This window comes from Aeribacillus sp. FSL K6-1305 (genome assembly GCF_038050115.1).
GTDB classification, from domain to species: domain Bacteria; phylum Bacillota; class Bacilli; order Bacillales; family Aeribacillaceae; genus Aeribacillus; species Aeribacillus composti.
In genome coordinates this window covers 763,218-789,512 of the sequence record NZ_JBBOQV010000001.1, presented here as the reverse complement: position 1 = coordinate 789,512, position 26,295 = coordinate 763,218, and the positions used below count along the sequence as shown (strand labels likewise).

General features: G+C 39.5%; 24 protein-coding genes. 5 read left to right on the top strand and 19 right to left on the bottom strand.

Annotation, left to right across the window (positions count from 1 at the left end; translation table 11 throughout):
• The first annotated feature begins 71 nt into the window (after window positions 1-71).
• Window positions 72-1,523 carry a MocR-like pyridoxine biosynthesis transcription factor PdxR gene (gene pdxR, locus NST97_RS03630; protein ID WP_341342940.1) on the top strand — a complete coding sequence of 484 codons (1,452 nt, stop codon included), beginning with the start codon at window positions 72-74 and terminating at the stop codon, window positions 1,521-1,523.
• A gap of 468 nt (window positions 1,524-1,991) precedes the next feature.
• Here pdxR and arsC read toward each other — a convergent pair whose 3' ends face one another.
• The 4 genes from arsC to NST97_RS03610 all read right to left on the bottom strand — a co-directional run bounded on the left by arsC (window position 1,992) and on the right by NST97_RS03610 (window position 4,551).
• Window positions 1,992-2,414 carry an arsenate reductase (thioredoxin) gene (gene arsC / locus NST97_RS03625; protein WP_339192826.1) on the bottom strand — a complete coding sequence of 141 codons (423 nt, stop codon included), beginning with the start codon at window positions 2,412-2,414 and terminating at the stop codon, window positions 1,992-1,994.
• Between the two features lie 19 nt (window positions 2,415-2,433).
• A complete protein-coding gene (gene arsB / locus NST97_RS03620; RefSeq protein WP_144598538.1) occupies window positions 2,434-3,495 on the bottom strand; it encodes an ACR3 family arsenite efflux transporter in 1,062 nt (353 codons plus the stop codon).
• A gap of 31 nt (window positions 3,496-3,526) precedes the next feature.
• On the bottom strand, window positions 3,527-3,874 hold the full coding sequence (locus tag NST97_RS03615) for an ArsR/SmtB family transcription factor (protein ID WP_144598537.1): 348 nt from the start codon (window positions 3,872-3,874) through the stop codon (window positions 3,527-3,529).
• Window positions 3,875-4,347: 473 nt separating this feature from the next.
• A complete protein-coding gene (locus tag NST97_RS03610) occupies window positions 4,348-4,551 on the bottom strand; it encodes a DJ-1/PfpI family protein (RefSeq protein ID WP_327863186.1) in 204 nt (67 codons plus the stop codon).
• A gap of 666 nt (window positions 4,552-5,217) precedes the next feature.
• Between NST97_RS03610 and NST97_RS03605 the strand changes: the two genes are divergently transcribed.
• Window positions 5,218-6,129: a DUF5655 domain-containing protein gene (locus NST97_RS03605; protein WP_339211545.1), complete on the top strand. Its 912-nt coding sequence runs from the start codon at window positions 5,218-5,220 to the stop codon at window positions 6,127-6,129.
• Window positions 6,130-6,395: 266 nt separating this feature from the next.
• The gene (locus NST97_RS03600; protein ID WP_339211543.1) at window positions 6,396-7,253 is read left to right on the top strand and encodes an oxidoreductase; all 858 of its coding nucleotides are present in this window, start codon (window positions 6,396-6,398) and stop codon (window positions 7,251-7,253) included.
• Window positions 7,254-7,580: 327 nt separating this feature from the next.
• Here NST97_RS03600 and NST97_RS03595 read toward each other — a convergent pair whose 3' ends face one another.
• From NST97_RS03595 to NST97_RS03580, 4 genes are all read right to left on the bottom strand, one after another.
• The gene (locus NST97_RS03595) at window positions 7,581-8,093 is read right to left on the bottom strand and encodes a rubrerythrin (protein WP_094245830.1); all 513 of its coding nucleotides are present in this window, start codon (window positions 8,091-8,093) and stop codon (window positions 7,581-7,583) included.
• Window positions 8,094-8,420: 327 nt separating this feature from the next.
• On the bottom strand, window positions 8,421-9,227 hold the full coding sequence (gene modA / locus NST97_RS03590; RefSeq protein ID WP_340881464.1) for a molybdate ABC transporter substrate-binding protein: 807 nt from the start codon (window positions 9,225-9,227) through the stop codon (window positions 8,421-8,423).
• 211 nt (window positions 9,228-9,438) lie between these two features.
• On the bottom strand, window positions 9,439-9,918 hold the full coding sequence (gene tsaA / locus NST97_RS03585; RefSeq protein WP_066250716.1) for a tRNA (N6-threonylcarbamoyladenosine(37)-N6)-methyltransferase TrmO: 480 nt from the start codon (window positions 9,916-9,918) through the stop codon (window positions 9,439-9,441).
• A gap of 208 nt (window positions 9,919-10,126) precedes the next feature.
• Entirely contained in the window at window positions 10,127-11,074 is a 948-nt protein-coding gene (locus NST97_RS03580; protein ID WP_341342939.1) for a helix-turn-helix transcriptional regulator, read from the bottom strand.
• 303 nt (window positions 11,075-11,377) lie between these two features.
• Between NST97_RS03580 and modB the strand changes: the two genes are divergently transcribed.
• Window positions 11,378-12,052 (top strand): molybdate ABC transporter permease subunit, encoded by a 675-nt coding sequence (gene modB / locus NST97_RS03575; protein WP_066250710.1) that lies wholly within the window; start codon window positions 11,378-11,380, stop codon window positions 12,050-12,052.
• 39 nt (window positions 12,053-12,091) lie between these two features.
• Entirely contained in the window at window positions 12,092-12,739 is a 648-nt protein-coding gene (locus NST97_RS03570; protein WP_341342938.1) for an ATP-binding cassette domain-containing protein, read from the top strand.
• Window positions 12,740-13,629: 890 nt separating this feature from the next.
• On the opposite strand, the gene NST97_RS03565 is transcribed toward NST97_RS03570, so the two are convergent.
• The 11 genes from NST97_RS03565 to NST97_RS03520 form a co-directional block, all read right to left on the bottom strand.
• On the bottom strand, window positions 13,630-15,177 hold the full coding sequence (locus tag NST97_RS03565; protein WP_341342937.1) for an acyl-CoA carboxylase subunit beta: 1,548 nt from the start codon (window positions 15,175-15,177) through the stop codon (window positions 13,630-13,632).
• A gap of 14 nt (window positions 15,178-15,191) precedes the next feature.
• A complete protein-coding gene (locus tag NST97_RS03560) occupies window positions 15,192-15,971 on the bottom strand; it encodes an enoyl-CoA hydratase (protein ID WP_063389474.1) in 780 nt (259 codons plus the stop codon).
• A gap of 17 nt (window positions 15,972-15,988) precedes the next feature.
• On the bottom strand, window positions 15,989-16,897 hold the full coding sequence (locus tag NST97_RS03555) for a hydroxymethylglutaryl-CoA lyase (RefSeq protein WP_063389475.1): 909 nt from the start codon (window positions 16,895-16,897) through the stop codon (window positions 15,989-15,991).
• A 12-nt stretch (window positions 16,898-16,909) separates the two neighbouring features.
• Window positions 16,910-17,122, bottom strand: a complete 213-nt coding sequence (locus NST97_RS03550; protein ID WP_063389476.1) for an acetyl-CoA carboxylase biotin carboxyl carrier protein subunit — start codon at window positions 17,120-17,122, stop codon at window positions 16,910-16,912.
• A gap of 84 nt (window positions 17,123-17,206) precedes the next feature.
• On the bottom strand, window positions 17,207-18,562 hold the full coding sequence (locus tag NST97_RS03545) for an acetyl-CoA carboxylase biotin carboxylase subunit (protein WP_341342936.1): 1,356 nt from the start codon (window positions 18,560-18,562) through the stop codon (window positions 17,207-17,209).
• A 10-nt stretch (window positions 18,563-18,572) separates the two neighbouring features.
• Window positions 18,573-20,216, bottom strand: a complete 1,644-nt coding sequence (locus NST97_RS03540) for an AMP-binding protein (protein WP_445684591.1) — start codon at window positions 20,214-20,216, stop codon at window positions 18,573-18,575.
• A gap of 63 nt (window positions 20,217-20,279) precedes the next feature.
• A complete protein-coding gene (locus NST97_RS03535; protein ID WP_066250694.1) occupies window positions 20,280-21,422 on the bottom strand; it encodes an acyl-CoA dehydrogenase in 1,143 nt (380 codons plus the stop codon).
• Between the two features lie 92 nt (window positions 21,423-21,514).
• Window positions 21,515-22,162, bottom strand: a complete 648-nt coding sequence (locus NST97_RS03530) for a TetR/AcrR family transcriptional regulator (protein WP_339192816.1) — start codon at window positions 22,160-22,162, stop codon at window positions 21,515-21,517.
• A gap of 658 nt (window positions 22,163-22,820) precedes the next feature.
• A complete protein-coding gene (locus tag NST97_RS19180) occupies window positions 22,821-22,985 on the bottom strand; it encodes a DUF4083 family protein (protein WP_130157298.1) in 165 nt (54 codons plus the stop codon).
• A 408-nt stretch (window positions 22,986-23,393) separates the two neighbouring features.
• On the bottom strand, window positions 23,394-24,851 hold the full coding sequence (locus tag NST97_RS03525; protein ID WP_341342934.1) for an Msr family ABC-F type ribosomal protection protein: 1,458 nt from the start codon (window positions 24,849-24,851) through the stop codon (window positions 23,394-23,396).
• A complete protein-coding gene (locus NST97_RS03520) occupies window positions 24,829-25,752 on the bottom strand; it encodes a putative RNA methyltransferase (RefSeq protein ID WP_341342933.1) in 924 nt (307 codons plus the stop codon). Before NST97_RS03520 ends, NST97_RS03525 begins: the two co-directional genes overlap by 23 nt.
• Window positions 25,753-26,295 lie beyond the last annotated feature (543 nt).

The following is a 26,295-nucleotide window of genomic DNA, read 5'->3' as shown; positions in this document are numbered from 1 at the left end:
AATTGGATGGATTCAATACCAACCAAGTTGTATAATCGACTCATATGATTGTAAAGGGAGAGTATTTTTTCATGAATGAATTAGATTGGAAGCCAGACAAATCGACTCCAGTTCCCCTTTATATCCAGATCAAAGAATATATTAAAGAAAAGATTGAAACAGGAGAATGGACTTTAGGGACAAAAATCCCTCCTCAACGCACATTGGCCCAAGCATTCGGAGTGAACCGCAGTACGATCGTGGCGGCTATGGAAGAATTGATTGCTGATGGATTGCTGAAAGGAAAAAGAGGGAGCGGTACCAAGATTATTAACAATTCATGGTCTTTGATGACCTCTACCCCTCCCCCAGACTGGAATTCCTATGTGCAAGCGGGGAGTTATTATCCTAATTTGCCTACGATACAGGAAATCAATAAAGCAGAGTTTGATTCAAATATCATCCGGCTAGGAACAGGAGAGCTTTCTCCAGATTTATTTCCACGTGAGATGATGAAACAAGTATTTGAAAAGCTGACGGGGCACATTGATTCACTTGGCTACGAGGAACCGAAAGGGCTGCTTTTTCTCAGGGAACAGCTCAGTAGATATTTGAAAACCATCGGGATTGAAGCTTCCCCTTCTTCCATTTTGATTGTGTCAGGAGCTCTGCAGGCATTGCAATTGATATCAATAGGTCTATTGCGGCGAGGTGCTACGATCTTTCTGGAAAAACCATCGTACCTGTATTCCCTGCATGTATTTCAATCTGTCGAAATGCGATTATTTGGACTTCCTTTAGATGAGCATGGAATTCAAGCAAATAAGATTTCGGAACAAAAAAAGCGGCAAAATGCTTCATTGCTTTATACAATTCCGTCCTTTCATAATCCAACAGGAATTTTGATGTCCGAAGCAAGACGGAGAAAACTGATCGATGTATGCGAAAAGGAGCGGCTGCCGATTATTGAAGATGACGTATACCGAGAACTCTGGCTCGATTCACCGCCTCCCCCACCATTGAAAGCCATCGATAAAAATGGGCTTGTTTTATATCTTGGGAGCATGTCGAAAACATTGAGTCCCGGTCTGAGAATCGGCTGGATAGTCGGACCGAAGCCTGTTATTGAGCGATTGGCGGATATTAAAATGCAAACCGATTACGGATCCAGTTCCTTGTCTCAATGGGCAGTTGCGGAATGGCTAGCAAGCGGGCTCTATCATCAACATTTGGAAGAGGTCAGAAAAGAATTGAAGGTTCGAAGAGAGATCATGATTGATTTATTACAGAGGTATTTTTCCGATATTGCGACCTGGACTGTTCCTAGAGGCGGTTTTTATATATGGCTGCGCATATTGCCTTCAATCTCCATACGGGAACTTTTTGAAAAATCATTAGAGCATGGAATTCTATTAAATCCAGGAAATGTCTATGATAAGCATGCAGCCCAGTACCTTCGCCTTTCTTATTCCTACGCTTCTTTAGCTGACCTGGAGAAAGGAATGTTCCGTCTTTCGAAAGTCATCCGACAACTAATCACCTAACTCTTTAACGTGCGTTCCATAGCGGTAGTTGAATCCATCGCATACATCAACATCTCGTATAAAACAGCCAATATCGAAACTTGAATAGGTCCCACATTCAGGCGATTGTGAATCGATGCTTGCATCGGAAGCTTTCTCGATTTTATTCTTTCAAGCCCCACTTAAACTACACATAACCAAAATAAAATAATGTTAGAAATCGGGCGGTGTTTCAAAAATGTAATAATTGAAGCCTCAAATCGTACTATAAATCCCTTAAAACTTTTACCTAAATTAAATATCTATTTTTCTCCCTAAAATCTGCCCCATTGCAGCAAATCTATTAATCTTAATGTTGATATTGTCTTGCAACAGCCAATGCTATATGACTTTTTCGTTAATTGTCTAATTCTTCTCCTAAAAAACACGAAGAGCCCGAGAAAGTTCTCCAGGCTCTTTTTGTTATTGATATGGAGGGACTGAAGGAAGTTATTCACCAGTCTCAGCAAAACGTTTAATTCTTTCACCAATCTCATCGCGAACACGCATGAAAACAGCCCATTTTTCTTCTTCTGTCCCCTCTGCCTTCGCAGGATCATCGAATCCCCAATGTACGCGTTTCACGTGCGGAGGTGTTACCGGGCAATGGTCTGCGGCGTGACCGCATAATGTTACGACCAAATCCGCTTTATTTAAAATTTCCGGATCAATGATATCCGATGTTTGGTTCGAAATATCAATTCCTACTTCTTTCATGACTTTTACCGCGTTTGGATTTAATCCGCGAGCTTCGATACCGGCGCTGTACACTTCCCACTCGTCGCCAAGATATTTTTTTGCCCATCCTTCTGCCATTTGGCTGCGGCAAGAGTTGCCAGTGCATAAGAAGTAAATCGTCTTTTTGTCTTTCATGTTCATTCCACCTTTGTTGTTAGTATGATACTGATTCGGTTTTAAAGTATTTTCGTTTAAACCATAATGCTACGTTGACCAATGCAATCATGACAGGCACTTCCACAAGTGGTCCAATGACAGCTGCAAATGCTGCACCAGAATGGATCCCAAACACGCCAACAGCTACAGCAATCGCTAACTCAAAGTTATTGCTGCCGGCTGTAAAGGCAAGTGTGGTGGTGACAGGGTAGCTCGCTCCAAATTTCTTCCCCAAGAAGAAGGAAACGAAAAACATCAATACAAAGTAAATGAACAATGGAATGGCGACTCTCACTACATCCAACGGCAAACTTACGATAGCGTCTCCTTTTAAAGAGAACATGACGATAATCGTAAACAATAAAGAAATCAATGTAATCGGGCTGATTTTTGGAATGAATACTTTTTCATACCATTGTCTGCCCTTTGCTTTTACCAACAAAAAGCGCGTCACCATTCCGCCAAGAAACGGAATTCCTAAGTAAATGAACACCGACTTGGCGACTTCCGTCATTGTAATATGAACGACAGCACCTTCTAGTCCTAACCATTCTGGAATGATTGTTACAAACACATACGCATAAACAGAGTAAAATAGCACTTGGAATACAGAGTTAAACGCTACAAGCCCAGCTGCGTACTCTCTGTCTCCTTTCGCTAAATCATTCCAGACGATCACCATCGCAATACAACGTGCCAGACCGATTAGGATGAGTCCGACCATGTATTCCGGCTTATCCGGCAAAAATACAATCGCCAATACAAACATCAATATTGGTCCAATAATCCAATTTTGTACAAGGGACAAAACCAATACTTTTATGTCTTTAAAGACGCGTCCCATCTCCTCGTAGCGAACTTTTGCTAACGGAGGATACATCATGAAAATTAAACCAATGGCAATTGGAATCGATGTGGTTCCTGCCTGTAAACTGTTTATTGCGTCTACAAAGCCCGGAAAGACAGATCCAAAGCCAATTCCTGCTGCCATAGCTAGGAAAATCCAAAGCGTTAGATATCGATCCAAGAACGATAGGCGTTTTTTCCCCGTATTATTCATTTTCCCTCCCAATTAAATTAAAATTAATAGGTTAACAACCACAACGGAGTGTAGGGTTGGTTTCCTCAATCTTACGAATATTCTCTGTTTGATCTGGAATGTGCTGCAGAATTTCTTGAATGAAATCATATAACTCATTTTCTAGATTGAGAGAATAATAAATCCATTGCCCCCTTCTATCTTCTTTTACTAATCCTGCATCTTTTAACTTGCGTAAATGCTGACTAATAGCCGGCTGACTCATATCAAATACTTCTAGAAGCTCACAGACGCAACACTCGCGTTTCTTTAAAATGGCCATAATCGTTAAACGTGTTTTATCACCGAGTAGCTTTAAAACGTGTGCTGCTTTTTCTATTTCCACCACTACTTTTTGCATTTGGAACACCCCCTATACATATATAGTTATATAAATATTTACTTATATATCAATCTACTTTATGGTTCATCGCACACTAAAAAATGTCTTTTCATATCCACGACATGAATACTGTTTAGTATTATCATTTCCTTAACTTCAATAAACATATAACAATATACTTATATAAATCAACGGAAAATACGATTTTTAACATAATCTTTATAATTGACCCGAAAGTATGAAAGAAATTTTTAAAATCAGTGCAAATAACTTTACGCGAAACAGAAATTTTCGCTGTTTCGCCTGCATGAAAATCAAGTTACAGTCAAGTGATGCTCAACTTTACTAAAACTTCCGACCAGCTCCCCCAATATTTTCAGACCAGTATGGATATTCTTCTGTAGCTGCTGTTGTACGTGCTACTGTTTCTCCCAGTAATTTTGCTACAATGTATAAAGACATATCGATTCCAGCTGACACTCCAGCAGAAGTTAGAATATTGCCTTCATCCAAAAATCGGACATTTGAACTACTTCAATGTCCATATAATTAGATTTCATGTATTCAATCGCAAATGAATGTGTAGTTGCCTTTTTGCCGGATAATAGACCTGCTTCTGCCAACAATAGTGCACCTGAACATACCGATGCGACCATGCCGCCAGACTTGTAAAAATTTAAAATCCATTCAAGCAGCTGTTGATTTTTGAAACTGGATCTGATAGCAAATAATGTCCCGCCCTGGACAACTTAGTTTACACGGCTTGAATTGCAAAAATCTGCACTTTCATATCGATTGTCCTCGACCATCTTTTGTTCCGTACGTACATATGCTTCAACATGCTTTCGATCTCGCAGAACTATTTTGATGATTTGATTTACTGATATCACCTCTTGACTACATTTTTATACATTATACTGGTAATGGATATAAATACAATTGATTATGAGGAAAAATAAAACGTTAAAATTCCCCAATTTTTTCATAGTTTAATAACGACACTTGAGTAAAAGCGATTAACAGTTTTACTTTTTTCTTCTTTGGTGTTGCAATTTGCAACATGATTTCCTTTCTTGCAAAGGGTAATAAACATTTCATGTAGTTAATAATCAAGCAGTCTTTGTAATGAATGTATTGATTGGTTTCTCTAGTATTTCCAAGAGCCAAAATAATTTTGCAAACATATTTCCGAACGAGTGGAACATTATTAAAATTGAATTGGAGTCTTTTGTTACGTTCTTCCGTATTCTTTACATAGATTGACTAATATGTCTCATAAATATCAACGCTTATTGTATACTATCATTATTCATTTATTGTAATCGTAGTTTTAGATGCACAATAAAAGAAGGAGTAGTTTCATGGGTGATATTAAATTATTTCGTATAAATGGAGAACATGTAAGTGAATTGGAAGGCACATCTCTGACAATTGAAAAATCGCTGCAAACCCTTATTGAGCGTAATCTTGAAACATTTTTAGGTGTACGGTTTTTAGCATCAGAATATTCTACTGGTAAGACACATGGCGGCAGAATCGATACATTAGGTATTGATGAAAATAACTCTCCAGTTATTATCGAATATAAACGAGCTGTCAATGAAAATGTCATTAACCAAGGATTATATTATCTGGACTGGCTGTTGGATCATAAAGCAGAATTCACTCTTATGGTAATGCGCAAATACGGTAATGACTTGGCTGACGCAATTGATTGGACGAATCCGCGCTTATTATGTATTGCGGGTGGATTCACAAAATATGACGAACATGCTGTTCAACAAATAAATCGGAACATTGAGTTGTACCAGTATAAGTTTTATAAAGATGGATTTCTTTTGCTCGATTTAGTAAATGCAACAACTGCACAACCATTACTGGAAGTTGAAAACCATATTAACTCATCGAAGCCCGGATATAAGACAGTCTCCGAATATCTGGAACAATCCAGTACAGAATTAAAAGACCGGTTTGAAGCAATAAAAGCATATATTATGGCACTAGGCGATGATGTACAAATGGCTGTATTAAAATACTACATAGCCTTTAAGCGCATTAAAAATTTTGTCTGCTTAGAAGTGCATCCTCAGACAGAAAAAATCGTCTTATTTTTAAAAGTGAATCCAGATGAAATTGAACTCGAGCTAGGATTTAGCCGTGATGTTCGAAATATCGGTCATATCGGAACAGGGGATTTAGAAGTCAGTATTTATAATGATGAAGATTTTGAAAAGGCAAAGCGACTTATTCATATGAGCTATGATAGAAGTTAAAAATCGCCGGTAATTATTATACTTGGCGATTTTTAATAATTAAATATTTTTAACCAATCCTCTGTAAAGAAGGCAGGATTTATTTTATCTCATTATTTCCATGATACAATTCCAATAAAAAGTGTTTATTAAGAAGAGACAGGAATTGTCAAAACATCTAGGTGGAGCAGATTTTTGAAGGAATTTGCGAACGAAAGCAGTGATGATGCTCTACATATATTTGACAAAAAGGCAGTGTTAGAATATGAATAGCTGGAGGGAATCTTGTGAATCAAACTTTAAAGAAACAACCTGTTGCGTTTGTTACAGGAGCTTCAAGCGGCTTTGGATTGCTAACAAGTGTAGCGCTTGCCCGCGAAGGCTACCGCGTGCTGGCTTCAATGAGAGATTTGGATAAGAGAGGACGACTGGAAGCGGCAGCCAAAGAAGCAGGTGTAACAGACCGGATTGAGATTATCCAACTAGATGTAACCGATTTTTCAGCAGCGGAAACTGTAATTCAGAATGTGATTGAAGATTACGGCCAAATTGATCTGTTGGTAAACAACGCGGGGTATGCAGCGGGAGGGTTTACGGAGGAGCTTGCTGTTGAAGAATGGCAGAGGCAATTTGAAACGAATTTTTTCGGTTTGGTGGCAGTAACAAAAGCTGTTTTGCCGTCGATGAGGGCACGCAGAAGCGGCAAGGTTGTGAATATAAGCAGTATTAGCGGACGAATCGGATTCCCTTCTATGGGACCTTATGTGGCATCCAAGTTTGCGGTGGAAGGATTCAGCGAGTCTTTGCGTTTAGAGATGCTGCCGTACGGTGTTCATGTCGTTTTAATTGAACCGGGATCCTATAAAACGGAAATCTGGTCAAAAGGGCTGGATGCGGTATCGGTCAATCCGGATTCTCCTTATGTTAAAGAGATGGAGAAAATTTTGAAATATGTCAACCATGTTGCTGACACGGCACCCTCTCCGTATGAAGTGATCCAACAGATTGTACACGTGGCAAAGTCTCCTTATCCGAAATTGCGGTATCCGGTTGGCAAAGGCGTGAAATTAGGAATGGTCTTGAAAAATATATTGCCGTGGAAGTGGTGGGAGCGGATGGTGATGAAGCGGCTGTGGGAGAGTTAGAATCGTGATGCTGGGACATTAGTTCAAAAATATAGAGGTGAAGAGTCAGAGTTTACGGTTCAGTAAAATTATAGTTTGATGATATTTTTTGTCACTTCACTAATGGAAAGGGATTGAATTTGTTGAACAGTTTAAGATTAATTAAAGGTGAACCGTATCACAAGTGGAAATAGTTGTAGATAAAAAATTGCTAGGGAAGCTTATATGAATGACATGACTTTTAGATTTATCATTTATGGTGAGAAGACTGCTTACTCAAGGGGAATGAGGATGACACATTCCCCTTGAGTAAGGAGGGAATTCACCGTTTAAGGGCTTAGTTCAGTTTTATTTCAGACCATTGTAGGGATCAGGATCATAACTTATCAAGAGCTTCGTTAAATGTTCTGCATGGAATTTCTCATCACGGCTAATGACAGAGAAAACATGACTAACATCCGGGATAGAGATTTCAGCTGCATATTGATCATAAAGTACGGCTGTCTCTAGTTCTCCTTTAAGATCACTTCTGACAAGATTTAATATCAATTGTTTATCATAATTGGGTCTATAGGTCTGCATTGGTTCCTTTACATCCAAATGAGTGTTTTGATAGTAGAGATAGGTTTGATATTGTACAGGATCGTATTTGCGCAAGAGGGTTAGAAACATTCCGTAATGTTTTTTTTCATCCAGCATGATCATTCTCCAAACCCTATTGACTTCTTCCATGTTGGAATTTGCAATATGGTAATTATAATCATTAATTGCGGTTAACTCAGCGACCATCGCTTCCCTGATTTTACTTGTGATAAAGATGGGCTTCCCCTGCGGTTGACCTCCCGGAAATGTATAACTCAATATAGATTCCTCCCGATTATCCATTAGAATGATAATATACTTTATGGGCTGCTTTCATGAGTTGTGCATGGTTATTTTTTTGAAAGTCGATTAGCAGGGGCCCTTTACTAAAAGTTTTTGACAAACCATAATCAATTACCTAATAACGATGTAAGGTCTTATCATCTCATAGTCCTCGTGCTCCAAAATATGACAGTGTTGTTCTTGAGGAGCTTTGGGGGTGTCTTATAAGTCGTTTATACGGCTTATTGACGCCCCCATTAATGTTTTAGAAACGTTGATATATCGATGTTTATGATTTTTTGTTTTTAAAGTAATGAAGCCCGCTTATTTCAAAATCTTAAATCCGAATTTTTCAAAAATTTGAAACGAATCTTCTGTCTGCAGGTACTGATAGAAATCGGCAGCCTCTTTTTTATGCTTTGTGTCCTTAATGATGCCAACTGGATAAATAATAGGATCATGCATATTTGCGTCTGCAATTTCGACAATTTTTACCTTATCAGATATTTGAGCATCAGTTTTGAATACAATTCCTGCGTCCACTGTATTTGCTTCTACATATGATAATACTTGGCGCACATCCTTTGTGTATACGACTTTCTCTTTTACTTTTGGCCAAAGATTTAGCTTGGTCAGAGTTTGCTGCCCGTATTGACCTGCTGGAGTAGTTTCAGGATTTCCTAATGCAAATTGCTTAATACCGCTGTCTGCCAAAGACTGAAATCCTTTTACTGTGTCTGCTTTATCTTTCGGAACGATTAAAACGATTTCATTTCCTAGCAAGTTTTTACTCTCTTCTATGTTAATCAATCCTTTGTCTACGAGTGGACGAAACTTATTTTCAGCAGCCGAGAAAAATAGGTCTACCGGCGCTCCTTGTTCGATTTGCTGTTGCAATGCACCAGAACTTCCAAAGTTAAATGTAATTTTTATATTTTCATGTTCTTTTTCATACTTTTTCTGAATTTCCGTTAAGGCATCTTGTAAGCTTGCGGCTGCTGAGATGGTTAATTGTACTGTCTGTTTATCCTCTGTCTTCTTTGATTCCTGTTTTTCTCCCTCGTTTGTACAACCAAAAATAAAAAAGATTGAAGCACACAAAAACATGATCATGCGAATAGAATGCTTCATGCTTTCTCTCCCCCTTCTATTTTTAATCTAATATAAAACTTATTATAATTTCTTATAACTATTTTGTATAGCATATAATTAATTTATATAAAATATAATTATATAGAATAGTAAAGTGTCTCCGTTCATGGATAGAAAAAACACATTTGTTCAGTGCAATGAAAAAAGAGCCATAAGGTGCTTTTTAATCGGCCTTGCCAATACCGCCTTTTCAATAAATGCTTTTATCAGCTTTTACTTTATCTATGTTTTCGATTCTTTTTTCAAACCATCCAATCTTAGATGTTTCTATTGCATCAAACATCGGAACGTAAGGCTTTATATCGAGTAAAGGTGTTTCGTTCAATACATCGACATCTAAGACATGGATATGGTTCCCCTCAATACTTTTCAATCGAACGACTGAAAAGCCGATTGGGTTCGGTCTTTTCGGGAATCTTGTTGCAAAAATACCATGGGGTTGATCATCTAAGAAAGGAACTACCTGCAATGAATATTCATGAACCTTATGAAAATAATAAATAAGAATAAGATGAGAAAAGCCGTCCAGATCTTTCATCCCTTCTACATACAATGGGTTAAGCTCTATTGTTCCTTCTACATTTTTCGCCGCCGCCGATTGAATCGGCATTCCTTCCAAGGTGTTAAAAGGGGTTAGAATTTTTCCTATCGCTTTAAAATGAATGTTCATCTTTACAACATCCTATTTTCTTTTATTTATAATTAATTATATTTAATTATAAATAAATATAATAGAAAAAGATATACTTATGTTTCTCTTTTTAGTTTTTCATTTCCAGTGCTCACGAATCAAGAAAACCAGATATTCCAGTGCCAAAAAGTGATAAAACAAAGCCAGGGGTTTTTAAGAGAACCCCTGGCTTTTAGCTGGATCCATTTCAGCTTTCATAAACGACTTGTCCGGTTTGTGACAAATCATAGCCTCCTAGTGCTTTTAAATCGTTTTGAAAGTGAACCGATCTTAAAATTTGCAGGACTTGACTAATTAACTCTCTATTTTCATCGTTCTTTAAAATAACCAAATCGTACTTTTCATTAACTAACGGAATGAAATCGACATCTTTAACTAGGTTAGCCCCTCTTTCAATTCCTACCCCGACATCTGCATCCCCTTTAGCGATAGCACTTGCGACACTTACGTGATTGGTTACCTCATTGTCATAGCCGTTAATTTCAGAAACAGGTATGCGATACTTTCTCAAACATTCATCTAGTAAAACACGAGCACCCGCACCTTTTTCCCGGTTCACAATTTTTATATTTTTTCTTCTTAAATCTTCCCAATGCTTAATATTCAACGGGTTTCCCTTTTTGACGTAAAAGCCTGCCTTCCTTGTTAGTAAATGAATCACGATATACTGAAAATTCACTAGTATCTTATTGATATACGGAACATTATATTCACCTGAAATTCCTTCGATTAAGTGTGTACTGACAATGTCTGAATATCCTTGATACATTGAAATTAGGCTTTCTAAGCTTCCAACATAAGAACGAAGTGGCCGAAACCTTTTCGAGGATTTTTCTAAGTAGTTCGCCAAAATATCTAAGCTCATATCCTGGCCGCTTATAATTAATTGTCTAGGTTGCAAATACCCTTGAGTTTCAATCGATGCTTCTTTTTTTGATGACTGTACGGAGCTTGGCTGCAGTTCTTCTTTTGACTTTTTTATATACTCTTCTAGATCGGAAGGATCAATTCGCATTTGTCGTCCGACACGATAAGCAGGTAATAACCCTTTTTTCACTAAATCATATACGGTTAATTTTGAAACCTTTAATATGTTTGCCACTTCCTCGGTTGTATAAGAAAGATTTTTTTCCATACCTACTTGCTCCTTCATAAAAAAATTCGTTATAAGTAATTAAATGTAATTTGATATATTGTATTGATAACTTCTGTATCAATGATTTATATTTAAATATAAATAAAATTAATTATTTTCTTAACAAGAAGATGGCTATGTAGTTTATATCTAATCTTGATTATATCATGTTTTGTTTCGCTCTTTTTCAATGGAAATAACTCAACTTCTTGTTTTACCATTTCCTTTACTCCAAAGTTCAAAATAATTATAACCATTTATAACGAAAAATGATGAAACTTTATGAAAAGGTGAACGACAAATATGAATTACTCGCCGCTTATACTCTCTTTAAAAACGGCAACTATCGCCACGTTTATCGTATTTGTTACTGGGGTTGTGTTGGCACGATTGATTAGTCGTAACTCCTTTCGAGGGAAAAGTGTTATAGAAGCGATTATTTTGCTGCCACTCGTGCTTCCGCCTACAGTTGTAGGCTTTGGTTTATTATATATATTTGGTAAAAACGGTTTTATTGGTCGATTACTGCTCGATTGGTTTGATTTCCAAATTGTTTTCACCTGGTATGCTGTTGTGATCGCAGCAGTCGTCGTATCTTTTCCTTTAATGTATCAAAGTGCATCTGCAGCGTTTCGGCAGTATGACCCAAATATTGAAAATGCTGCTTATACAATGGGAGCATCGAAATGGAGAGTGTTTTGGACGATATCTTTTCCACTGGCATGGCCAGGACTGTTAGCTGGCTTAGTTTTATCCTTTGCACGAGCGTTAGGAGAGTTTGGTGCCACTCTCATGCTCGCCGGCTATATTCCGAATGTCACCGACACTATTCCTCTAGCCATTTATTTTGCGGTGGAGTCAGGTAATTTGGAAGCGGCAAAATTTTGGGTAATCATTATCGTTGCCCTCGGCTTTAGCGCTATTTTATGGCTTAATTGGTGGAGCAAAAGAAATATGATGAGACATGTACAAAAATAGTAAGTTCAAATTGTCGTTTACTTAAAGGAGTTTTTTCTTATGCTTATCGTTGAAATCCAAAAAAGACTATCCCATTTTGAATTAGATGTAAAATTTTCAGTGGCCAATGAGATTGTTGTCCTTTTTGGCCCCTCCGGCTCCGGAAAAACGACAATCTTAAATTGTATTGCTGGGATAAGCAAACCTGCTGCTGGCATCATCCGATTAAACGACACCATTTTATTTGAAAATAAGAAAGTATTTGTTCCTATTCAAAAAAGAAACATCGGCTATGTATTTCAAGATTATGCGCTTTTTCCCCATATGACTGTTTGGAAAAACATTGCTTATGGCATGCAAAATGAAAGCTTTGTCAAAGATTTAATGAAAGAGCTGCGAATTGAACACCTTAGAGATAAATATCCGTCTGAAATTTCAGGCGGCGAAAAACAACGGGTCGCCATTGCACGAGCCATTGCAACCGAGCCGGATGCCTTGCTTTTAGATGAACCTTTTTCTGCATTAGATAATCAAACACGTGTAAAAGGTCATGAAGAGCTATTACGTATCCATAAGCTTTGGCGCATTCCCATTATATTAGTCACCCATCATCTTGAGGAAGCAAAAAAATTGGGGAATCGAATTTTATATTTACACGAAGGAAAAATTTGTGACAGTGAAATGAATGTGAATCTTATTCAGAGTTAATTGACAGACTTACTCTTTAAGCTAACATCAATTATAGCAAATTATGAGGAAAAAGGGGGTTTATAGCATTCCCCTTTTTCAGATTTTGTGTTTACTTCCTTAAAAACAGTAAATTAAATTTATTTTTTATATTGTTCATTTAGCACATAGTTCTATTTTTACTGGATACGTCTCTCGCTTGAAACAGCATAATTCTTTGGTCGTGAAATTTATAAAATTTTCCCTTATGATGCTTTTTATTGATAAAATCTATTAATTTTTAATGCAAAAGGATCAATGACGGACAGTTGAAGAAAGAATTCTTGGGACAAATTACAGCGCTCGTCTCATTCATTTGTCGCCGGCAGTGGTTGCATTGGACTCGGCTTATGGTGCATTAGAATTAAGCTCAGACGTTTCCGGAAAAGACTGGCTTTCAGGTTGAGAGCTTGGCACAGGGGAAAAATTATTCTGCAGCGCCCTCGACCCATTGGATATCGTCACTGGCGTTAGTTCGTTTTCTAAATTCAGCAGCGCGGCCCGGTTACGCCCTCTTCGAGAAGCAATGGATCCAAAGCTATTTAAGCTGGATTGAATCAAAAATCACAACATGCCTGCGACATGGTTGTCCGTATAGAAGAAAGGCTTATCTTCCCTCATCAAATGCGACAAGACAAAGCAAGTGATCAACAATTTAACGGAGGTATGAAAGCGAAATGCCTATTGATATAAGAATTTTACCCGTTTTCGTTCAAAAATACTATGAATCCACAAGTTTAAAAGAATTGAGGGACATATAGGCTAGCACTACCTTTTCTTTTAGAAAGGGAGGTACCCCCTTTCCAGAAGAAAAGGCCACCAAGCGAAGCGCGGCAGCCTGAACCCCAATATTTGACAAAGAACCTTTTTTATTACACCGGATATACTCCATGCTTTCTTTCCGAAAAGACGATATATTTCGACATATAGGCATCAAAGCGACGAATCAATTCTTCGCGAAGCTGGTTTGGAGCGATAATTCCATCTATCACCATCTCTGAGGCTAAACGATAAATATCAATATCGCGGCGATACTCCTCCCGTTTTTGTTCAATAAAGGCTGCCTGTTCTTCTTTAGGAAGCTCAGCAATTTTATTGGCATAGACTGCATTAACCGCTGCTTCTGGTCCCATCACAGCAATTTGTGCATTAGGAAACGCTAAGCAGCAATCCGGTTCAAAGGCCGGGCCAGCCATCGCATAAAGACCTGCCCCATACGCTTTTCGCACGATAATAGAAATTTTCGGAACCGTTGCTTCTGACATCGCTGAAATCATTTTCGCTCCATGGCGGATAATTCCTGCCCTTTCCACTTTTGTGCCGATCATAAATCCTGGAATATCGGCTAAAAATAAAAGCGGAATATGGAAGGCATCACATAAAGTAATAAATTTGGCTGCTTTATCAGCCGAATCATGGAATAGGACACCGCCTTTGATGCGCGGCTGGTTAGCGAGTATACCGATTGGCTGTCCATTCAAGCGAGCAAGTCCTGTAATCAATTCAGGTGCAAACAGCTTTTTGATTTCGCAAAAAGAGCCTTCATCAATAAAACGCTCGATCAAGTCATACATATTAAACGGCGCATTTTGATTCAGGGGTAAAATGTCCTCAATCGTTTTTTCAAAGCTCTTCGCTGGCTTTGCTTCGACAATCGGCGGTTTTTCAGCGAAATTGGCTGGAAAATAAGATAAGTACTTGCGGGCAAACTGAATGGCTTCTTCTTCTGTTTTCACAAGTACATCTCCACATCCAGAGACACTGCAATGCATTTGCGCTCCACCCATCTCTTCAAGCGTCACTTTTTCGCCAATCACCATCTCCGCCATTCGCGGCGATCCTAAATACATCGAAGCGTTTCCTTCGACCATAATGACGATATCGCAAAAAGCTGGAATATAAGCACCGCCGGCCGCCGATGGTCCAAATAATAAGCATATTTGCGGCACTTTTCCAGAAAGCTTTACTTGATTGTAAAAAATGCGCCCTGCCCCGCGGCGACCAGGAAACATTTCGACTTGATCCGTAATCCGAGCCCCAGCCGAGTCTACTAAATAAAGCATCGGACACCGAAGCTTTTCTGCGGTTTCTTGGATACGAATGATTTTTTCTACGGTTCGTGATCCCCACGATCCCGCCTTTACCGTTGAATCATTGGCCATTACACATACGGTTTGCCCGTTGATTTTTCCGATCCCTGTTACCACGCCATCAGCTGGCAGACCGTCAGCAAGACAATTGGCAAATAAAGCATCCTCAAATTGCATTCCCTCATCAAATAACAGCTTTAGACGATCTCGTACGAATAGCTTGCCTTTCTCCGCATTTTTTTGATGGTACTTTAATGCGCCGCCTTGTTCAATTTTTTCGACTTGTTCCGCCAATTTCTCGGTCAATGTTTTTGCTTGCTCGTTGATCACTTGCACTTCCTCCTTTACTCTCCTTTATAAACAGGCTTCCGCTTTTCTTTAAAGGCTTGCAGCCCTTCTAAACGATCCTTCGTTGGAATTGTCATCTCATAAGCCATCTGCTCCAGCTTCAAACCTGTATATAAATCGACTTCCAGACCTCGATTAATGGCTATTTTAGCTTGGGCAACAGCAATCGGCGCATTTTGAATTATTTGTCCGGCAAGTTCGTTTGCCTTTTCCATTAACTGCTCATACGGCACAACATATTCTACTATTCCGATGCTGGCTGCTTCCGCTGCCGTTAGCCGTTTAGCCGTAAAAATGAGCTCCTTTGCTTTGCCTTTTCCGATTAAACGCGGGAGACGCTGAGTTCCGCCAGCACCTGGAATAATCCCAAGCGCCGTTTCGGTTAATCCAAGCTGAGCATGATCAGAGGCAATACGGATATCGCAAGCTAACGCCAATTCGAGGCCTCCGCCAAATGCAACGCCATTAATCGCGCAAATAGTTGGTGCTGGAAGCTGTTCAAATTCATTGATCGTCTCGCGAATCAGCGCAACGGTTTTTCTCACTTCTGTTTCAGTCATACTGGCACGTTCTTTTAAGTCAGCACCAGCACAAAATGCTTTTTTTCCACTTCCTGTTACGATCACACAACGGATCGAGCGATCAAACCTTAATTGCCCAAGCTTTTGCTTCAGCTCCATTAACAGCGCTGTAGACAAAGCGTTGACTGCTTGCGGGCGATGCAAAGTCAGCACTGCCACTCCATTCGCCGCCTCATAGAGAATAGAAGATTCCATTTAATCACTCTCCTTTATTAGGACAAACAAGGATCAACGGTTTGCAAATAATGGCTATTGAGCGCTCGACCGATTTTATTTTGAATAAATAGCGCTGCCTCCGTTAACCGCCCAGCATCAATGCCTGTAGCAATATCCATGCCATGAAGCATATATAATAAATCATCAGTCGCTACGTTTCCGGAAGCTCCCGGTGCATACGGACAGCCGCCCAGTCCACCAAGCGAGCTGTCAAAAGTCGTAATCCCCATTTCTAATGAAAGCAGCACATTGGCTAAGGCTGTTCCCCTTGTATCGTGAAAATGCATGGATAGCTTTTCTTTCGGGAATCTCTTTAGAAGCGAGTTGAGCACAGCTTCCACTTGGCGAGGGGTAGCAACACCGATCGTATCACCTAAAGAAAGCTCATCCACTCCCATTTCAAACAACCGCTCTGATATAGCAGCTACCTGCTCAATGGAAACTTCCCCCTCATAAGGGCAACCAAAAACCGTTGAAAGATAGCCGCGAACAGTTTTCTTAGCACGCTTTGCCTCCTGAACAACAGCTGTTAAGACAGGATAGGTATCTGAGATTGATTTATTAATATTTTTTTGATTATGCGTCTCGCTTGCAGACATAAATACAGAGATTTCATCAACTTGAGTCGTCAAAGCATTTTCAAGCCCTTTTTGATTCGGAACAAGCGCTGCATAAGTAACACCAGGAGCTCGTTCAATTCCTGCTGCAACATCTAGCGCATCGGCTAGCTGCGGAATCCATTTTGGATGAACAAATGATGTTATTTCAATGTACGTCAACCCTGTTTTGGAAAGCTGATTGATCCAAGCAATTTTATCTTCAGTCGCAATGGCTGTCTTTTCATTTTGCAGCCCATCACGAGGCCCTACCTCTTTAATCGTAACGTGTTTAGGCCAGTTGCCCACGCGCCTCACCTCTTATTCAAATTCAAGCAAAATATCGCCTTCATTGACAAAATCGCCTTCCCTCACATGAATTTCTTTAACGATTCCGCTTGCTTCTGCAGCAATAGGAATTTCCATTTTCATTGATTCTAAAATCACGACATCTTGCCCTTTCTCAATGTTTTCTCCGACAGAAACAACAATTTTCCATACATTCCCTGCCATTATTGCAACAATCTGATTCATCTTTTTACTCCTCCATTTCCTGAACTTGCAGATTGAAGGTCTTCCACTCTCTAATCAAGAAAAGTGGAAGACTTGATCAACATCTTATTTTTTGATAGAAACGCTGCTTAAATGCCGATTTACAAAATCGGTTGTTGTATGTCCCGCTTGAAATTCTGGGTGTGCCAACACTTCTTTTAGCATTGGAATGTTTGTTTTAATTCCTTCAATTTGATAGCTGCCAAGCGCTTGCAGCATGCGATTAATCGCTTCCTTTCGGTTTTCGCCTTTTACAATTAATTTAGCAATCATTGGATCATAAAACGGCGTTACGACCATTCCGCTTTGAACAGCTGTTTCATTGCGAATACGCTCTCCCTCCGGTAATTGAAGCGCAGAAATGGTTCCGGGGGATGGAAAAAATGTTTTTGGATCCTCTGCGTAAATCCGCGCCTCGATGGCATGCCCTTGACGCTGGATGTGATCTTGGCTATAGCCGAGCTTTTCCCCGGCAGCGATGCGCAGCTGCTCTTCGACAAGATCCAGACCGGTGATCTCCTCAGTTACTGGATGCTCTACCTGAAGACGCGTATTCATTTCAAGAAAGTAGAAGTTTTTCTGTTCATCAACAAGAAATTCAATCGTTCCTGCATTTGTATAACCAATATATTGGGCAGCTTGAATGGCTGTCTCCCCCATTCTTTTTCTTGTTTGCTCATCTAAAAACAGAGAAGGAGCTTCTTCAATCACCTTTTGGTGACGCCGCTGAATCGAACATTCACGTTCCCATAAATACACATAATTCCCGTAGTGGTCAGCAAGAAGCTGAACTTCAATATGGCGCGGATTCTGAATATACTTTTCCAAATACATCGCCCCATCGCCGAAGAAGGAAGTCGCCCGCTTTTGGTTGCCTTCAAACACTTTGTGCAATTCCTCTTCATTATGGACGATTTGCATTCCGATACCGCCACCGCCGCTAGACGCCTTTAACATAATAGGATAACCGATCGTCGCTGCTGTGCTTGCTGCTTCCTCAACACTTTGAAGCGGAAAGGAGATGCCGGGGACGATCGGCACACCTGCTTCTGACATTGTTTTCCGAGACTCAATCTTACTTCCCATTTTCGCAATAACATCAGCATTTGGTCCGATAAATACAATTCCTTCCTCTTCACAACGGTGCGCAAATGTCGGGTTTTCCGACAAGAGACCATACCCTGGATGAATCGCTTCCGCTTTTGTCGCTTTTGCAACCTCAATGATTTTGTCAATATTCAAATAACTTTCACTGACATGCGGCTTTCCAATTAAATAAGCTTCGTTTGCCCATTTTACATGGAGCGAATCAGCATCTGCTTCTGAGTATATGGCTACTGTCTGAATTCCTAACCGCCGGCACGTTCGAATGACTCGAGCTGCAATTTCTCCCCGATTGGCCACTAACACTTTTTTAAACATGCAACTCCTCCTATTCATGTGTTGTCTTTGTACTAAGAATTTGTTTAGCCTGCTCGCGCAATTTAAATTTTTGAATTTTTCCGGATGCTGTCATCGGATACGAATCGGTAAATTCAATATAACGGGGGATTTTATGACGCGATATTTTTCCGCGGCAAAATTCTTGAACTTCTTCAGCCGTCGCAGTTTGCCCTGATTTTAAAATAATCCACGCCATTACTTCTTCTCCGTATTTTTCATCAGGTACACCGACCACTTGAACATCTAGAATTTTCGGATGCTGATATAAAAATTCTTCAATTTCCCGTGGATAAATGTTTTCTCCGCCGCGGATGATCATATCCTTTAGTCTTCCAGTAATGCGGCAATATCCATTTTCATCCATTATTGCTAAGTCGCCTGTACGGAGCCATCCTTCCTCATCAATCGCTTCTTTCGTCGCTTCCGGATTGTTATAATATCCTTTCATGACATGATAGCCTCGCGTACATAGCTCTCCTTGCACACCGCACGGTACTTCCTTGTTTGTGCCTGGTTCGACTATTTTGACTTCAACGTTTGGAAGAGCACGCCCGACTGTCTCGACGCGCAAATGAATAGGATCATCCGTTCTCGTCTGAGTAATGACAGGCGAAGATTCAGTTTGTCCATAAGCAATCGTAATTTCTTTGGCTCCCATTTTTTCGATGACCGCCTTCATTACTTCAATTGGACAATTTGATCCCGCCATAATTCCTGTCCGCAATGAAGACAGATCGTATTTTTCGAAATCAGGATCGTTCAACTCAGCAATAAACATGGTCGGCACACCATGTAAAGCGGTGCATTTTTCATCTTGAACCGTTTGAAGCACTTGGGTAGCATTGAATTCTTGAATTGGTACGATCGTAGCGCCGACAGAGACGCATGCTAAGACGCCAAGCACGCAGCCAAAGCAGTGAAAAAATGGCACAGGAATACATAAACGATCATCTTTCGTGAGTTTCATGCATTGAGCAATATTGTAGGCGTTGTTGATAATGTTGTAGTGGCTGAGCATAACTCCTTTTGGAAATCCTGTCGTTCCTGAAGTGTATTGCATGTTGATGACATCATGCGGGTCAAGGGAGTTCATTCGTTGATCGAGTTCATCTTCAGCGGTATCTTGAGCCATCGCCAAAAGATCATTCCATGTATATGTGCCAGGGTAACGCTTATCACCAAGAACGATGACATTTTTTAGACGTGGAAGACGCTTCGCCTTCAGCTGTCCTGGCTGACATTCGTACAGCTCCGGGGCAATCTCATAGATCGTGTCAATGTAAGAGGTATCGCGATATTGTTCGATTAAAAGAAGGGTCGTGGAATCTGATTGCTTCAATAAGTATTCTAATTCAGCTGTACGGTAGTTCGTGTTGACCGTCACAAGTACAGCCCCCATTTTGCCTGTAGCAAACTGGCATGCCAGCCATTCAGGAGTGTTGGTTGCCCAAATTGCAATATGCTCTCCTGACTGAATGCCCAGTTTCATTAAGCTTCGAGCAACAAGACGACAATATTCATCAAACTGCCTGTATGTCATTCTAAGTCCGCGATCTGCATACACAACAGCCTCATGCTCTGGATAAGCATTCGCTTTTTCTTCTAATAGTTTGCCAACCGTAACCTCTAACATCTCCGCCATAACATGCGCCTCCTTTGTTTAAATAAATTTTCATCCTCTCCATTTTTCTGTCCTTTAACATCCAAGCTGACGGGCAATAACGATCCGCTGAATTTCTGATGTGCCTTCACCAATTTCCATGAGCTTAATATCGCGCAAATGGCGCTCGACCCCATATTCTTTCATATACCCGTATCCTCCATGAATTTGAATTGCCTGATTACATATGCGGAAGCCAGCTTCAGAAGCGAACAGTTTAGCGAAAGAGGCTTCTTTTGTAAACGGTTTCCCTTGATCTTTTAGCCAGGCCGCTTTATACACCATGCTGCGGGCTAATTCGATTTCCATCGCCATATCGGCAAGCTTAAATTGAATCGCTTGGAATTTAGAAATGGATTGACCAAATTGTTTCCGTTCCTTCGCATATTGAAGCGCTTTCTCAAACGCGGCTTGAGCGATGCCAACGGCAAGAGCAGCAATCGAAATGCGACCGCCATCTAGAGTATATAAAAATTGCTTAAATCCCTTTGCCGGATCCCCTAATATGTTCTCTTTCGGCACGCGTACATTTTCAAGCACAAGCTCGCACGTATTCGAGGCACGGACACCCATTTTGTCGTAATTGCATTGAATCGTAAATCCCGGAGCGTTTGTTGGAACAATGAAAGCAGAGATGATGTTTTTATCCTTGTCATCCTTTCCGGTCACTGCGGTGACAATCACTTGTCTTGCATGCCCTGCATTCGTAATCCAGCATTTTTCTCCATTAATCACATATTCACCTCCGTCAAGCACCGCTCTCGTTCGGGTTCCGCCAGCATCTGAACCGGCATTCGGTTCAGTTAACCCAAACGCTCCCAACGCCTCTCCTTTGGCCATTGGAACAAGCCACTTTTGCTTTTGCTCTTCTGTACCAAAATAGTAAATAGGGCTTGCACCTAATGAGACAGCAGCAGCATAGCTAAGACCTGTTCCGCCACAGGCGCGGCCAATTTCCTCTACAGCAACAGCATATGAAATCGTATCGCCACCAGCTCCGCCATATTCTTCTGGGAACGGGATTCCCAATAGCCCTAGCTCTCCCATCTTTTTGAATATTTCGATGGAAAAATAGGCTTCTTCATCCCATTTCGCTGCGTTTGGTGCAATTTCCTTCTCAGCAAACTCCCTTACCATTTCTTTAATCATCTGTTGCTCTTTTGTAAGTTCAAAATTCATGCTCTCTCCCCCATTTCTAACATATTATTCTAAAACCGACTAGTCGGTTTTTTACGAAAAATTTACGTTAACTAAAAATCATTTTTTAAATTTTAAAATGATTGAAGCGAAGTCTGCTTGCTTTTGATGAAATAAATGATATTTTCCGCCTTTTGCTTAGCCTTTTCTGTAAGGACAGAATGCAGAATAAAATCAATAAAATAGTCGGCAATTTGCTCGATTGTCATCGGTCCTTCCGGCTTATACCATTTATACGTCCAGTTCACCATGCCAATAATCGTCATGCCTGTAATTTCCACTGAAAGCTCTGGGCGAAACTCGCCTGCGTCAATTCCTTCGCGAATGACCCGAAAAATCACCTGCTTAAACTCATCACGCTTTTCATTAATTTTTTGTGCATACTCCGGCTTTAAATAATTGCTTTCTTGATAAAACACCGTTATATGCGGCTTATATAAATGAAATACTTTCACAAATGATTGGATAATAGCACATAAACGCTCTGTAGGGGTTTTGTAGTTTTCATAGGCCGCCTGTGCCTTGTTGAGCACATAGGTGATAAACACATCGTGAATGTGATAAAGAAGTTCATCTTTTGATTTAAAATTATGATAAAAGCCGCCTTTTGATGCGTTGATTTCTGTGACAATCCGATCGACAGTAACCCCATGATAGCCGTATTGTTCAAAAAGATGCAGAGCCGTATCGATAATTCTTTCTTTTAAAGTTTTATTTGCCATAGAAAATCTCCTTCATCAGCTTATATTAACACAATTTTCAGAAAAGTTAAATATTTTATAGCTGTTATTTATAAAATACGTAATAAATGCCCCAAATGTCAATCCTCGTTTAATAAGATTGAGTCAAAATTTTGTGGGTATTTTCTTTTTTGTACAGAAGAATTTTTTATTCGAAAGCGTTTACTGAACTCCTTAGTTTGCTTGTGCAGTACCGTTTAGGATTTTTTAAATCTAACCATCGCTATCAAGGCATGATACATCGGGCTGCCAGATGAGTGTTGTAGATAAGGAACTGATCATGAAGACACAGATATTGCTTTGATTTGTTTGTTTTTCTCTCTTATAAAACAATCGTTTGATATCTTCGCACAAGAGTTAATAGTTGTTTTTTTCTTTCCTGACTTAAAAAAATTCCGGAATAGTATGTATTAATCTAAGTTCGCATGTTTCATAAATTCTCATTCCATCTTCATCCATTGGTACAGATACAATGTTCGTGCCGCAGGATCGGCATACATTTGAGTGCCGTTGGATAAATAGGTACTTCTTGAAATCTCCCTGAAGGCAATCGTTCCCCCTCAGACACAATGTTTTTAGGTTAGTTTTTGTCTAATTCTATGTTGTAAAACGGCCTCCTTAAACCGTCTAAAAGAATAGGTTATCCTTTGCTTTGTTTCTCTAACAGTTCAATGATTCTATCCAGCTTCTTATCAATTTGTGCTGAACTTTTCTCATGACTAATGATTTGACTACAAATAACACTGCACGTGCAAAAGCAATAAGAAAAGCAAACATGACCAATGGAAAAATGAATGATTCCCAATCACCCATCCTCTTTTTTCTAACTGTATCACAAAGAAACAAAGGGCTGGAATCTTTGGTTGTATCCCGACTCACCATACAGTTAACATAACATTTTTATTAAAAACTTTAACAATCAGTAAATAGCAAATTTATTTTGATTGTTTGATCTAGAGTGAAAAGCATCCATTATGCTTCTGTTTGATGCCCTTTAAAGAATTCTCTGTTTTTAATCCTTTTTCTTCTCCTTAAACTTCCATTTTTCCTTTACCTTCTTGTTTAATTATTTTCATTATTTTATTTCAATGTTCATTTAGCACATAGTTCTATTTTTGAAAAATAAGCGTTCACACTATACAATTTCTTATTAAAAAATCACCCGCCTAAAAAGGATTCTTATAAAAAAAGAAGCAGGAACGTCTTCCCTGCTTCAGTTTCTTAGCTTCAATTGTTGGTTTTCCATGACATATATATGATCTGCGACACGATCAATAAACATGCGATCATGCGATACGAGGATAACAGTTCCTTCATATCCTTTTAAAAAACGCTCTAACGCTTCAATACAAAAAACATCCAAAAAATTGGTCGGTTCATCTAAAATCAGTATATTGTATCTTCCTAAAAATAGTTGACACAAAACTAGACGGATAGCTTCGCCACCGCTTAAATTGCGGACGTTCTTTTCTAAATCATTTCCTGTAAAATTCATTGCGTGCAGAACTGCACGAATCTTACTTTCATGATAGTCGCTTCGTTCTTTCATAAATGAAACTACTGTTTCGTTCTTTTCAAATTGATAGCCCATTTGTTTATATGATCCGATGACAGCTTTCGGAGAAAGAATAATTCCTTCCCCTTGCTGGATGATATGACGAAGGAGTGTTGTTTTCCCTGAACCATTTTTTCCCGTGATAGCGACCGTGCTCCCTAATGGGAATTGGAAACTGGCTTCTTTAAGCAGAATTTTATTTCCTGCCTTAAGCGTCAATCGATCCGCCATAATGGGAAACTTATTGTGCAGTTTGAGAGCAGCTGGCTGAGGAAAATAAAGGGTTTGTTCCTTTTTTGGCGCCTCTACTGCTTCGAGTTGCTCCGCACGCTGCTCAATCGCTTTTGCTGCACGTTGAATCGCCTTTTGGCTTGTATCCTTTGATTTCGTCATAAACATTTTATTTGCCTTTGCTTTTGTTTCCTTTTTTGACATACGTTTATTTGGCTGAGTAATTTTTTCAGCCTTTTTCATTTTCTCCTCAGCTGCTTTTAAAAGACGCGTTTTTTCTTTCACGTATTTTTCGTACTCTTTAAGCTGTCTATTCCGAGTGAGCTTTTTTTGTTCTGCGTAGTCTGAATAATTCCCCGTATATTCCGTTACACGCCCGTCTTCTACCTCCCAAATTTTTGTAACGAGTTCATCCAGCACATGGCGATCATGGCTTACAAGAACAAGCGCGCCATAGTAATAACTTAGCTCATCAATGAAAAACTGCACACCGTCCTCATCTAAGTGTGTTGTCGGCTCGTCTATTAATAAACCTTCATGATAGGTGGAGAAAATTTCCGCTAATTTCAAACGAGTTTGTTCTCCGCCGCTTAAATTTTTCACTTCTGTTTGCGGGATTGACAATCTTCCTAGAAATTTATAATCGATTTCACGTTTAACCGGTCTTGACAGCTGATCAAAATAAGCAAAATCGGCAAAACGATGTACTTGACCTTTATCAGGCGTAATTTGGCCTGCCAAAAGCTTCAACAACGTACTCTTTCCGGCCCCGTTTTTTCCGACAATCCCGATACGATCAAATTGGTGTACGGCCAGTCGAGGAATATTTAAAACAAGTTGGCCGGAAAATGAAACTTCAATATTATTTAACAATACTTTTTCCATGATTCGCAGCCCCCATTCTTGTTGCAAATGTTTTCTTTACGCCTACTAAAATTTCCAAATCCACCATGATCTCAGCCGAATCCCGATTTATAAACGCATCAATACGCCCTTTATCCGCAGACCATGCTAGCGGGGTCATTTGCACCAAGTGTTTAAGATCAGCTTTATTAAGGTTCTTTGTGTAACATAAATGCTGCACATCCAGCAGATGGAGATGTTTTTTGAAAAGCGACACTGTTTGATCATTTTTATAGACCTTTTTTTCGTTGTGATCAAATAGTTCATCTCTCAGCTCTTTCAAATAATGAGGACGAGGAATAACTTTAATGACAAGTCCATCTTCAACTAATATCCTCTTGAATTCTTTGTAATTGGCAGGAGATAAGATATTTAGAATTACATGAAACGATTGATCCGCAAGCGGTGATGTTGCCAAGTCACCTACTAACCAAATTTGGTTTTCGTATCTCTTCGCAGCCATGGCAATGCCTTCCTTTGAAATATCAAGACCAATCCCAGTCATTGCCGAAACCTTACATTCGTCCAAAATCCTTTGTAAATGGGAGCCCTCTCCGCACCCTACATCTGCAACCATTAAAGGTTTAAAAGAAACGTCCATATACTCCTTTATCGACCTTGCAATCGCTTCATGCACGAATGTGTATAAGTCGCTTTCCATAATGATTTTGCGTCTTGCTTCAAACAATTCCTTCTTGTAATGACTAGTAGAGGAACGAGTCATCAAGTTTACATATCCTTGTTTAGTGAAATCAAAAGTATGATTTTTAGAGCATATTAGGCTTTTCAAATCAACAACCCTCATCGAACTTTTACAGAGTGGACATCTGAATACCGCTACAAATTCACTAACAAGTTCTGCACTTTTGATTTTTTTGGTCATGTGATCTCTCCCTTTCCAAATAAAAAAACACAGGCGATCTGCCTGTGATTCAGAGTAAAGGGAAGAAGACCCATCCTTATTTAAATTACGGGGCTATTTGAAGCCGTCACCAAATAAAGTGAAACTTCCATCAGTGGGCGACATGTGCTAGTGCCGATGAAGAAATGATGACGCTGCGTTTTTAATCGGCCTTCATCCCCACTGATGGTTAGCTAAACCAATCGGGCTTTTACGGGCAGTTATTCCCCACTTAGACTTATTATATTTAGTCTTGAAGCGGGGACTTATTGCCCGTTAAAGCGGGATAAACCTTCCTTTTGCTAAATAAAAGAAGGATAATTGATAATTATACATATATAAAAAAGACAGACGAGACCCGTCTGTCTTCATATTACATATTTTCTATATGAAATGAAGATTATTAAAAAAGGACAGACTGCTCCCATTACTCTGCATTCACAAGCAGAGCCTTTGAACGTATTTAATTACTTAGTTCAAAGCTGGGAAACGCAATCTGACAGAATACACTTTTTAATAATCCTC